The organism is Pantoea phyllosphaerae, from assembly GCF_051025595.1.
Classification (GTDB): Bacteria; Pseudomonadota; Gammaproteobacteria; order Enterobacterales; family Enterobacteriaceae; genus Pantoea.
In genome coordinates this window covers 1-12,291 of sequence record NZ_JBPFDE010000021.1, presented here as the reverse complement: position 1 = coordinate 12,291, position 12,291 = coordinate 1, and the positions used below count along the sequence as shown (strand labels likewise).

Genomic DNA, 12,291 nt, shown 5'->3' with positions numbered 1-12,291 from the left:
CCGGCTGCGCCCTGCGCCTGCGTCTTCTTACCGCGTCGCGAGATCCTTGCGGCGAGCGGTTCGCGCCTGCGGCTTATTCGCCCGTCACGCTACGCACTCCCTTAAATATTTTCTTTGATTACGCACGCCTGATTTCGCGTGCCGGGATTGCTTTGCCTGTTACAGGGAGAATTCACCATGTCCGAATTAAAACTGGAAAGCCAGACGCTGACAAAAAATAGCCGCCGCGCCGCGCGAAGCGGTGCAAAAAAATATGTAATCGAGCAGGAAGCGGATCGCACGGTCGAGGCGACGCTGGCCCACCTGCACAGCCAGCCGGCGGGGCTGAGCCAGCAGGAAGCGCAGCGTCGTCTGGCGCAGTTCGGTCCTAACGAGGTGGCGCAGGAGAAAGCGCCGCCCGCGCTGCTGCAGCTGCTGATGGCTTTTCACAACCCCTTTATCTACGTGCTGCTGGCGCTGGCGGGAGTGAGCTTTTTCACCGACTACTGGCTGCCGCTGCGCGCCGGGGACGAGGGCGATCTGACCGGCGTGATCATCATCTGCACCATGGTGACGCTGAGCGCGCTGCTGCGTTTCTGGCAGGAGTTTCGCACCAATCGCGCTGCCCAGGCGCTGAAGTCGCTGGTGCGCACCACGGCGAGCGTGATGCGCGACGGCGCGCCGCAGGAGATCGCCATGCGCGAGCTGGTGCCCGGCGATATCGTGCTGCTCAGCGCGGGGGATCGGGTGCCTGCTGACGTGCGTCTGATCCGCTCGCGCGATCTCTGCGTAAGCCAGGCGGTGCTGACGGGCGAGTCGCTGCCAGTCGAGAAAGTCGATCTCAGCGCCGAGCTGGCGGCGAAAAGCAGCCGCGGCCGGTCGGCGGGCAAAAGCGTGCTGGAACAGGAGAACATCTGCCTGATGGGCGCCAGCGTCTCAGGCGGCAGCGCCAGCGCCGTGGTGGTGGCGACCGGCAGTGAGACTTACTTCGGCTCGCTGGCGAAATCGCTGGTCGGCAGCCGCGCCCAGACCGCGTTTGACCGCGGCGTCAACAGCGTCAGCATGCTGCTGATCCGCTTTATGCTGATTATGGTGCCGGTGGTGCTGTTGATTAACGGCTTCAGCAAAGGCGACTGGACCGACGCCGCGCTGTTCGCGCTGGCCGTCGCCGTGGGGCTGACGCCGGAGATGCTGCCGATGATCGTCAGCTCGAACCTGGCGAAAGGGGCGATGGCGATGGCGCGCCGCAAGGTGATCGTCAAACGCCTTAACGCCATCCAGAACCTCGGCGCGATGGATCTGCTCTGCACCGATAAAACCGGCACGCTGACGCAGGATGAGATCCAGCTGTCGCACCTCCTCAACTGCGATGGCGAGGAGGATGAACGTCTGCTGCTGCTCGGCTGGCTGAACAGCAGCAGCCAGACGGGCACTAAAAACCCGATGGATCGGGCGGTAGTGCGGGCGGGTGCGCGACGCATCAGCGAGGCGCAGCGCAGCCGCTATCACAAACAGGATGAGCTCCCTTTCGACTTTGCGCGGCGTCGCCTGTCGGTGCTGCTGGAAGATCTGCAGCAGGGGGCATCGCTGCTGGTGTGCAAAGGCGCCGTTGAGGAGATGCTCGCCGTATCAACCCGGGTGCGCGTGAACGGCGAATGCGTGCCGCTCTGCGCGGCGCGGCGGGCGGCGCTGCAAAAGCTGGCTGAAACCTATAACCAGCAGGGCTTCCGCGTGCTGCTGGTGGCGACGCGCGAAGGGGATATTGCGCTGCCGCTGACGCAGGCGGAAGAGCGCGAGCTGACGCTGGAAGGGATGCTGACCTTCCTCGATCCACCGAAGGCGAGCGCAGGCGAAGCGATTAAGGCGCTGCGCGCCAGCGGCGTCGCGGTCAAAGTGCTGACCGGGGATAACCCGACGATCACCGCGCGCATCTGCCGTGATGTGGGGCTGGACGCCAGCGGCATGCTGACCGGCGATGAGATCGAGGCGATGAGCGACAGCGAACTGGCGCAGGCCGCCGGGCGCAGCAGCCTGTTCGCCAGGCTGACGCCGCCGCAGAAGGCGCGTCTGGTGCGGCTGTTCCAGCAGAACGGCCATACGGTCGGCTTCCTCGGTGACGGCATTAACGACGCGCCGGCGCTGCGCGACGCCGATGTCGGAATTTCGGTCGACAGCGCGGCGGATATCGCCAAAGAGTCCTCCGACATTATCCTGCTGGAGAAAGATCTGCGCGTGCTGGAAGCGGGCGTGCTGAAAGGGCGCGAAACCTTCGGCAATATCATCAAGTATTTGAACATGACCGCCAGCTCTAACTACGGCAACGTCTTTTCCGTGTTGGTCGCCAGCGCCTTTATTCCGTTTCTGCCGATGCTGTCGATTCATCTGCTGCTGCAGAACCTGATGTATGACATCTCCCAGCTGGCGCTGCCCTGGGACAAAATGGACCCGGAGTTTCTGCGCAAGCCGCGCAAATGGGATGCGGGCAACATCCGCCGCTTTATGCTGTGGATGGGGCCGACCTCGTCGCTGTTTGATATCACCACCTTCGCGCTGATGTGGTTCGTCTTCGGCGCGAATCACGCGGGCGCGCAGTCGCTGTTCCAGTCCGGCTGGTTCGTTGAAGGCTTGCTGTCGCAGACGCTGGTGGTGCATATGCTGCGCACGCAGAAGATCCCCTTTATTCAGAGCCGCGCGGCGCTGCCGGTGCTGCTGACCACCTTCGCTATTATGGCGCTCGGCATCGCCATTCCCTTCTCGCCGCTCGGCGCGATGGTCGGCCTGGTGCCGCTGCCGCTCGCCTATTTCCCCTGGCTGGCGGCGACGCTGTTCGGCTACTGCCTGGTGGCGCAGGGCATGAAGCGGTTCTATATCCGCCGCTTCGGCCAGTGGTTCTAGGAGCACTGCGATGAAAAGAGTAAGGCTCGACCGGGCATTTCTCGGCGTCGCGCTTATCGCTATCGCGCTGATTCTGCTGACGGTGATTGTGCGCTAACGCGCGGGCGGCGAGGTGACTCGCCGCCGTTGTTTTGCTTTACCCGCTGAACCTCAGCTATTAGCGGCCTTAATTTTCGGCCTCTTCTCTCTTTCTCAACGCTGCTATCCAGGCCGCGCCTCGCTGTACAAAAGCGTAAAATCCCTTAAACAATTCGCCTGAAAATTCATCAGAAGAGAGTTGTCGCTAATCTGAATTTATGGATAATACGCAGCCAGTTTTACTTAAATTAACATAATTTACGATTACTTTACGCGACAGGGACTGTCTGATGCATCTTCGGCACAAATCTATTCCGTTCTCTTTTTCGCTGCTGGCTGGCGCTTTTTTCACCGCGCAGGCCGCGGCCGCCGACGCGCTTCCTGACGCCAGCGAACAGATCCGCCAGCAGCAACAGCGCCAGCAGGCGCTGGAGCAGCAAATCGAACCGAAGGCACCCGACGTGCGGCTCTCGCCGCCCGCGTCCAGCTTCGGACGCATCGACTTTCCCGCTGAAAAACCCTGTTTTCCCATTGCGCGCGTCGAGCTGCAGGGGCAGCAGGCGCTGCCGCACTGGCTGCCGCTGCGCCGCATCGCCAGCCAGGCGCAGGGCAAGTGCCTGGGGGCGCAGGGCATTAACCTGCTGATGAGCGCCCTGCAGAACCGGCTGGTGGATCACGGCTACGTCACCACGCGCGTGCTGGCACCTTCGCAGGATCTCAACAGCGGCGCGCTGCGGCTGGTGATCCTGCCCGGCTACGTGCGGGAGGCGAAGCTGACGCCGGAAAGCGATCGCCATCTCTGGCTCTACAGCGCTTTTCCCGCACACGACGGTAACCTGCTGGATTTACGGGATATCGAGCAGGGGCTGGAAAACCTGCAGCGGCTGCCGACCGTGCAGGCGGATATGTCGGTGGTGCCTGGCGAACAGCCGGGCGAGAGCGATATTCAGGTGCGCTGGAAGCAGCAAAAAATGTGGCGCGTCGGCCTGTCGCTGGACGACTCCGGCACCCGCAGCACCGGCCGTTACTTAGGCGGCGTCACGCTGTCGCTCGATAACCCTTTCGCCCTGAGCGATCTCTTTTACCTCTCTGCCACGCACGATCTGCAAGGTCAGGGCGGCAAGGGCAGCAAAAACGTCACCGGCCACTACTCGGTGCCGTTCGGCTACTGGATGTTCTCCGTCACAGGCAGCGACTACGACTATCACCAGACGGTCGCCGGCACCAATCAGGACTACCGCTACAGCGGAAAAAGCCAAAGCCTCGACTTACAGCTCAGCCGCGTGCTGCACCGCAGCGGTTCACAGAAAACGTCGCTGACCTATGACGTGCTGACGCGCGAAACCCGCAACTATATCAACGACACCGAGGTGCAGGTGCAGCGGCGACAGACCGCCGCCTGGCGTATCGGCCTGCAGCATCGTCACTACATCCGGCAGGCGACGCTGGACGCGGGGGTCAGCTATCAGCGCGGCACGCGCTGGTTCGGCGCCCAGCCCGCTCCGGAGGAGTATTTCGGCGAGGCGACGGCGCTGAGCAAAATCGTGCAGCTTAACGCACAGTTCAATCTGCCGTTTACGCTGGCCGATCAGCATTTTCGTTACAACATGCAGTATCTGCGCCAGATGAGCAGCACGCCGCTCACGCCGCAGGAGCAGTTCTCCATCGGCAACCGCTGGACGGTGCGCGGCTTCGACGGCGAGCGCACGCTCAATGCCAGCCGCGGCTGGTATCTGCGCAACGACATCGCCTGGAGCACGCCGCTGCCCGCGCAGGAGCTCTATCTCGGCGTGGACTATGGCGAGGTGGGCGGCGCAGGCAGCGAGCTGCTCACTGGGCAGCACCTGGCGGGCGGGGTGGCCGGGCTGCGCGGGCAGGCGTTCCACACCGGCTATGACCTGTTTATCGGCACGCCGCTCTCGAAACCGGACGGCCTGCGCACCAGCGACGTCACGCTCGGCTTCAACCTCAACTGGAGCTACTGAGCATGCGCGCAGGGAACTATGAGATTAAATCGCCGCTGATCCTCGGCGGCGAAGAGAGCGAAGCGGAAGTGCTGGGCGCCGCGGTCTGGCTCTGGATGCACTCGCCGCTGCATCGCGACGCGCCGCTGCACGCGCTGCCGACGCTGCTGCTGCCGATCGTTAAAACACAGCAGTATGTGCTGGTCGCCGACGCGGGCGAGCCGGTTTTTTTCTTTAGCTGGGCCTGGCTGAATGAAGAGGCCGAAGCGCGCTATCTCACGCTGCCTGCGATCCATTTCCCGCCCGAGGACTGGAACAGCGGCGAGCGCATGTGGTGCTGCGACTGGATCGCGCCGTTTGGTCATACCGCGGCGATGAGCCGTCTGGTGCGCCGCGACCTCTTTCCTCACGCCTGCTGGCGGGCGTTAGACCATCGCGGCGAACAGCGCGGCAAGCGCGTACTCAATTTTCATGGCGCCAGCGTTAACCGCGAGGCGGCAAAAAAGTGGCGGCAGGCGCACCCGCTCGCCGTGGCGTTACCACAAATCTGATAGGGACATTAGATGAACAGAAACCTCTACCGCATTATTTTCAACAAAGCGCGCGGCATGCTGATGGTGGTGGCCGAGATTGCCGGTTCAGGCCGCGCAGGCGGCGCGCGCGCATCGGGCGCGGGCCATACGCTCAGCCGACTCACTGGCCGGGTAGGCGCGCTGAGCTTCAGCCTCTGGCTGGCGATGGGCGTTATCCAGCCCGCCAGCGCCGCCATCGTCGCCGATCCGCAGGCACCGGGCGGTCAGCAGCCGACCATTATCAACAGCGCCAACGGCACGCCGCAGATTAATATCCAGACCCCTTCCGCCGGTGGGGTATCGCGCAACAGCTACAGCCAGTTCGACGTCGGGCAGCAGGGCGCCATTCTCAACAACTCCCATAAAAACGTGCAGACCGAACTGGGCGGTATGGTGAGCGGCAACCCCTGGCTGGCCCGCGGCGAGGCCAAAGTGATCCTCAACGAGGTTAACTCGCGCGATCCCAGCCGCCTGAACGGCTTTGTCGAAGTGGCGGGGCAAAAAGCGCAGGTGGTAATCGCCAACCCGTCCGGCATCACCTGCAACGGCTGCGGATTTATCAACGCCAACCGCGCCACGCTCACCACCGGCCAGGCGCAGATCACCAACGGCAACCTCACCGGCTTTAACGTCGAGCGCGGCGAGATAGCGGTCGAAGGGGCGGGGCTGGACAGCTCGCGCCAGGACTACACCGACATTATCGCCCGCTCGGTGAAAATCAACGCCAGCGTCTGGGCTAAGGATCTGAACGTCACCACCGGGCGCAACCAGGTGGATGCGGCGCATCAGCAGGTCACGAAACAGGGTGACGACCCCGCCTCGCGTCCGCAGGTGGCGCTGGACGTCTCCAGCCTCGGCGGCATGTATGCCGGGAAAATCCGCCTGATCGGCACCGAAGCGGGCGTCGGCGTGCGCAACGCGGGCAACATCGGCGCGCAGGCGGGTGCGGTCACCCTCACCGCCGACGGCCGCATCGAAAACAGCGGCAGCATACGCAGCAGCGGCGAGCTGCAGGTCGCCACGCGAGAGGGCTTAAGCAACAGCGGCACGCTCTTCGCCGGCGGCAGCGCCACCGTCGCCAGCGCGGCGGAGGCGCAAAACAGCGGCTCCATCGCGGCCCGCAATAACGTTACGCTGCAGGCCGCCCGTCTCAACAGCACCAACGCGGGCACGCTCGCCGCCGGGGTCCAGGAGGATGGCAGGCTCGGCGAGTCGGGCGATCTGACGCTCGCGGCCGATGGCGCGCTGAGCGCCCAGGGCAAGAACCTGGCGGGCGGCAGCCTGACCGCGCGCGGCCAGCGGCTGGATCTCAGCGGCAGCCGCACGCAGGGGAAAAACATCACCCTTGAGGCGCGCGACGGCGACATCGTGACGCGCGGCGCCACCCTCACCGCGCAGCAGCAGCTCACCGCCCACACCGACAAAATGCTGGATAACGACGGCGGCGCGCTGGCCGCCAGCAGGCTCGATCTGCAGGCGCACGACCTCTCCAGCCAGCAGGGCCAGATTATGCAAACCGGCAGCGACGACCTCGCCATCGCGCTGCCGGGCAGCCTGAATAACCAGGGCGGCCAGCTGGCGGGCAACGGCAATATCGACCTCAAGGCCGCGGCGCTGGATAACCGCTCCGGCGCCATCGTCGCCGCGCAGCAGGGCAGCCTGACGATGCAGGTCAGCGGCGCGGTCGATAACCGCCAGGGCGAACTGGCGGCGAGCCGCGATCTGAGGCTGAACGCCGATCGGCTGGACAACCGCCAGGGCCGCGCGTCGGCGGCAACCGGCGCCGCCAGCCTCGCCACGCAGCAGGCGCTGGCAAATCAGGCGGGCCGTATTGGGGCGAAGGGCGATCTGACCCTCAGCGCCGCCGGTCTGGAGAATCAGGAGGGCACGCTGCTGGGCGATAACCTCCAGCTGGGGCTGGGGCTGCAGGCGCTGGATAACCAGCGCGGCGTCATCGCCGCGTCAGGCGCGCTGCGCAGCGACAGCGGCGCGCTCAACAACGACGGCGGGCTGCTGCAGGCGGGCGGCGATCTGCTGCTCGACACGCACGGCGCGCGCTTGAGCAACCAGCTGAGCGGCGACAGCGGCGGCATCCTGAGCACCGGCGCGCTGACGCTGCGCAGCGGCGATCTGGATAACCGCCAGGGGATGCTGGCGGGCGGCGCGACCTGGCTCACCACCCAGGCGCTGAACAACAGCGGCGGCACGCTGGTGGGCAAACAGCAGCTGCGCATTGAGAGCGACGGCGCGCTGACCAACGACGCGGGCCTGCTGCAGTCGGGCGGCGACGCCCTTGTCGACACGCACGGCTATGCGCTAAGCAACCGCGACAGCGGCAGCAAGGGCGGCATCAGCAGCCTGGGCGCGCTAACGCTTGACGCCGGGGCGATCGACAACCAGCAGGGCTTTATCGTCAGCCAAGGCGATCTCCGGTTAAACGGCACGCAGCTCGATAACCAGCGCGGCACGCTCGCCTCGCAGGCGGCGCTCTCCGCCGCTGCGGCGAACGTCAGCAACCAGGACGGCGCTATTAAAGCGGGCCAGGGGCTGTCGCTGGAGGCGGCGCAGCGGCTCGATAACCAGGGCGGCACCATCGGCGCGGGCAAAGTGCTGCGCGTCACGGCCGACGAGCTGCTTAACGGCCAGGGCGTGCTGGCGAGCGGCGACACAGGCAGCCTGGACTTTGACGTGCTGGATAACCGCGGTGGGCAGCTGGCAGCGCAGCAGGCGCTGACGCTGCGCGGCGGCACGCTCGATAACAGCGACGGCGGCCTTATCCAGAGCGGCGAGCGTCTTGATATCGGCACAGAGACGCTGCTCAACCAGAACAGCGGCGAGAAAGGCGGGCTGACCAGCCAGGGCGAGATGCTGATCCGCGCCGGGCGGATGGAGAACGCGCAGGGGATGGCCCTGAGCGGAAAAGCCTTGCAGCTGACGGCGGGCAGCCTGAATAATGCAGCTGGCACGCTGGTGGCGAAAGACCAGCTGCGCCTCGACATCACATCGCCGCAGAACGCGCTGCGCCTTAACACTGCATCAATGCTGAGCGCGCTGCGCCTCGATACGGCATCAGCGCTGAATAACCGGGCAGGCCTGCTGCAGGGCGGTAGCGTGCTCGTCGACAGCCACGGCCAGGGCGTCGACAACCAGAACGGCACCCTCTACAGCCTGGGCGATCTCAGCCTGCAAGGCAGCGATATCGACAATCAGGGCGGCACGCTGGGCGCGAAGGGCGACCTCAGCCTGCAAAGCGGCGAGCTGGATAACCGCAACGGCGGGCGCGTGGTGAGCGAGCAGGCGGCCAGCCTCACCACCGCGCATCTGGATAACCGCGGCGGGCAGATCCAGAGCGTCGGCGATCTGCTGCTGTCGAGCGCGCAGGGCGCTATTGATAACGCCGCCGGTCTTATCCGCAGCGGCGCGACCGCCGTGCTCAACGCGCTGCAGCTCAATAACCAGGATACCCAGGGCGCACAGCAGGGCATCGAAGCCGCCAGTATCGAGGTCAACAGCGACAGCATCGCCAACCAGCGCGGCACGCTGCTGGCCGACCGGCAGCTGACCATCAACAGCCGCGGCAGCCTCGACAACAGCCAGGGCGAACTCTCTGCCGGAGAGGATCTGTTGCTGCAGGGCGATGGCCTGACGCTGACCAACAGCGCAGGCGGCGTCAGGGCGGGACGATCGCTGACGATCCGCGCCGATCGACTCGGCGGCGACGGCCAGATCCTCTCGCGCGGCGACATGACGCTGGTCAGCCAGCAGAGCCTGAACAACAGCGGCGAGATGATCGCCAACGGCAGCTTCAACTTCACCACGCCAGGCGACGTCGTTAACAGCGGCAAGCTGCTGGCGGGCGGCAAGCTGGATCTGCGCGCCAGCAATCTGCTGAACGCTGCCAGCGGCGAGATCAACGCCGGGCAGGACTGGCTGACCCTTAACGGGCAGATCACCAACTACGGCCTGATAGACGGCAAGCAGACGCTGCTCAAGGCCGGCACCTTAACCAATATCGGCAGCGGCCGGATATACGGCGACACGGTCGGCGTGCAGGCTGGCACCTTCAATAACCTGGCGGAGAACGGCAGCGCCGCCACGCTGGCGGGGCGCGAGCGGGTCGATATCGGCGTGCAGACGCTGAACAACCGCGATCGCGGCCTGATCTACAGCGCGGGGGATATGGCGCTGGGCGGGCAGCTGGACGCCAGCGGACTGGCGACCGGCAGGGCTGGCACCCTTAACAACCACAGCGCCACCATCGAGTCGGCGGGCGATATGCAGATTGACGCCGGGCAGATCAATAACGTCAACGACCATTTCAGCACCGAGCTGGCGACCGTTTCCACCGAGGCGATCACCGAATATCAGCAGTCGGGCGACACCGTACGCTGGAAAGCGGGCGAGCCGGGCGTGTTTGTCGATCGCAACTCCGCCGACTCGCTGCGCAATCTCAACACGCCGGGCAAAACCGGCAGCAACCACGACCGCTTCACCCAGTATGACTACACCCGCACGGTGCAGGAGACGCAGATCGCCGAAAGCGATCCGGCGAAGATCATCGCGGGCGGCAATATGACGCTGAACGCCGATAAGGTGTTCAACGATAAGAGCCAAATCGTGGCGGGCAACACGCTGACGATGAACGCGGGGGAACTTGATAACGTCGAGGTGGCGGGCCAGCGTATCACTACCGACGTCGGTAAAGTCACCAGCTACTACCGCATCCGCCATAAAGGCGGCGACAGCCAGGGCAAAAAAGGCTCAGCCTATGCGCCGCCGGAGGTGATTGAGACGATTGCGCTGAAGCCGAGCCAGCTGGTCGATCACGGCAGCATTAGCGGCACGCCCCTCTCGCTGGCACCGCAGAGCGCGCAGGGCACCAACGCCGCGATCGGCCATACCGGCGGCGTCAGCGCCGCCGTGGCAGGCAGCGCGCTGGCGCCTGAGTGGCAGGCGGTCGACACCGGCGCGCTGCCCGCTATCGCCGTCGCCGCCCTGAAGCCGGGGCAGCGCTTTGACGTTCCCAGCAGCGTCGCGCCGCAGCAGGGCGAAGCGGCGCCCGTGGTGCGCATCGTCGGGCCGGATACGCGCCTGCCGGACAACAGCCTGTTCAAAACCAATCCGTCGCCCGGCGGCAAATACCTGGTGGAGACCGATCCGCGCTTTACCCAGGAGAAGCAGTGGCTGAGCAGCGACTATATGCAGGAGCAGCTGACGCAGAACAGCGACAACGTCCTGAAGCGCCTCGGCGACGGTTTCTACGAACAGCGCCTGATCCGCGAACAGGTAATCAACCTGACGGGGCAGCGCTATCTGGACGGCTACAGCAACGACGAAGATCAGTACAAAGCGCTGATGAACAACGCCATCGACTTCAGCCAGCAGTACAACCTGACGCTCGGCGTAGCGCTGACGCCGGAGCAGATGGCGCTGCTGACCAAAGATATCGTCTGGCTGGTTAACGCGCAGGTCAGGCTGCCGGATGGGTCTACCCAGACGGTGCTGGTGCCGCAGGTTTACGCGCGCGTTCAGCCGGGCGATGTCGACGGCAGCGGCGCGCTGATCGCGGGCCGCAACCTCAACCTCAACCTGAACCTGGGCGGCGGCCTGTTCAACAGCGGCACGCTGGCCGGACGCGAAGTGGTGAAGCTGAGCGCCGACAATATTACTAACCTGGCGGGCACCATCAAGGGCGCCAGCGTCGATCTCAACGCCCGCACCGATATCAACAACATCGGCGGCGTGATCCAGGGCACCGACTCGCTGCTGGCCAGCGCCGGACGGGATATCAACGCCATCAGCACCACGCGCAGCGTTGAGAGCCGCAGCGGCGATAACCGCTTTGCGCGCACCACCGTCGACAGCGTGGCGGGCATGTACGTGCAGGGCGACGACGGCAGGCTGATCCTGCAGGCGGGGCGCGATATCAACCTGACGGCGGCGCAGGTGGTCAACAGCGGCGAGTCGAGCCAGACGGTGCTGCATGCGGGCCGCGACCTCAGCCTGAATACCGTCACCACCGCGAGCCGCGACGATATCGTCTGGGACGGCGACAACAGCCTGAAGCAGGGCAGTACGCAGGAGATCGGCAGCGAAGTGGTGGGCAAAGGCGACGTTTCGCTGCTGGCAGGCAACGATCTTAAGGCGCGCGCCGCCACCCTGTCGGCCGACCTCGCGCTGGCGCTGACCGCCGGACAGGACGTTACGCTGACGAATGGTGAGAACACCCAGGATCTGGACGAGCGGCATAAGGTGACCGGCAGCAGCGGCTGGCTGTCGAAGAGCACCACCACCACGCGCGATCAGATTGCGCGCCAGACGGCGCAGGGCAGCGCGCTGAGCGGCGACAGCGTCACGGTTGCGGCAGGCAACGACCTGCGCGTGCAGGGCAGCCAGATCGCGGGCACGCGCGACGTCGCGCTGCAGGCGGGCAACGACCTCAGCGTGGCGGGCGCGACGGAGCGCAACAGCGAGCAGCACCTGGCGCAGGAGAAAAAGCGCGGGCTGTCGGGCACCGGCGGTATTGGCTTCAGCTACGGCACGCAGAGCCTGAAAACCACCGACACGGCGCAGGATGTGACGAACCAGGGCAGCACCGTCGGCAGCGTGAACGGCAACGTGACGCTGGAGGCGGGCAACCGTCTGGACGTGAACGGCTCCGAACTTATCGCCGGCAAAAACCTGACGCTGGACGGGCGCGACGTCAGCGTCACCGCGGCGGAGAACCAGAGCAGCCAGACCCATAAGGTGGAGCAGAAAACCTCCGGCCTGACGCTGGCGCTCTCCGGCACGGTGGGCAGCGC

5 protein-coding genes are annotated in these 12,291 nt (G+C 65.2%); all 5 read left to right on the top strand.

The features are described 5' to 3' along the window. The first annotated feature begins 177 nt into the window (after nucleotides 1–177). Nucleotides 178–2,874, top strand: coding sequence for a magnesium-translocating P-type ATPase (mgtA, locus tag ACR6A7_RS19835; RefSeq protein ID WP_434126983.1), 2,697 nt, complete (start codon nucleotides 178–180; stop codon nucleotides 2,872–2,874). Between the two features lie 10 nt (nucleotides 2,875–2,884). Continuing rightward, nucleotides 2,885–2,971 (top strand): magnesium transporter protection protein MgtU, encoded by an 87-nt coding sequence (mgtU, locus tag ACR6A7_RS19830; RefSeq protein ID WP_434127009.1) that lies wholly within the window; start codon nucleotides 2,885–2,887, stop codon nucleotides 2,969–2,971. A gap of 271 nt (nucleotides 2,972–3,242) precedes the next feature. After that, entirely contained in the window at nucleotides 3,243–4,937 is a 1,695-nt protein-coding gene (locus ACR6A7_RS19825; protein ID WP_434126982.1) for a ShlB/FhaC/HecB family hemolysin secretion/activation protein, read from the top strand. A 2-nt stretch (nucleotides 4,938–4,939) separates the two neighbouring features. Further along, nucleotides 4,940–5,467: a toxin-activating lysine-acyltransferase gene (locus tag ACR6A7_RS19820; RefSeq protein ID WP_434126981.1), complete on the top strand. Its 528-nt coding sequence runs from the start codon at nucleotides 4,940–4,942 to the stop codon at nucleotides 5,465–5,467. A 12-nt stretch (nucleotides 5,468–5,479) separates the two neighbouring features. After that, nucleotides 5,480–12,291 (top strand): two-partner secretion domain-containing protein (locus ACR6A7_RS19815; protein WP_434126980.1); only part of this gene is annotated, 6,812 nt, incomplete at its 3' end.